The 384-nt window shown below is 67.7% G+C and carries 1 protein-coding gene; it reads right to left on the bottom strand.

The annotated features are described in order from the left end of the window. The coding region (locus tag N0K08_RS23360; RefSeq protein ID WP_261502806.1) for a DUF5801 repeats-in-toxin domain-containing protein at positions 1-384 on the bottom strand (384 nt) is incomplete at both ends.

Here is a 384-nt window from a genome sequence, read left to right as displayed (position 1 = left end):
CCGTGAACACCAGGACGTTGGTTGTCGCCGTGCGGCCTTGGACCACGCCGCCCACCAGCGACAGGTTCACCGCCTCGTTGGTGGCCGTGTCCACCAGCCCCGAGGCACCCACCACCACGCCCAGCGCATAGCTCAGCCCGCTGGCACCGGCACCATCGGCGCCGAAGACCGGGCTGAAGTTGGCCGCGAAATTGGCCGTTGCATTGGTCGCCAGCACGGTCTCGTCCACTGTCAGCGTCGGCTCGGTGCCGGTCGTGCTGACGCTGGGACCGTCGTCCTTGAAGTTCAGGTTCAGGCCGATGTTGAGGGTGGCCTGGGCGCTGTCGCCGTCCTTGTCGGTCGCTGTCGCCGTCAGGGTCACAAGGTTGTCCGCCGCCAGGCTCT

It is taken from the genome of Acidovorax bellezanensis (genome assembly GCF_025421555.1).
Classification (GTDB): Bacteria; Pseudomonadota; Gammaproteobacteria; order Burkholderiales; family Burkholderiaceae_C; genus Comamonas; species Comamonas bellezanensis.
This window is presented reverse-complemented; position numbering and strand designations above follow the sequence as displayed.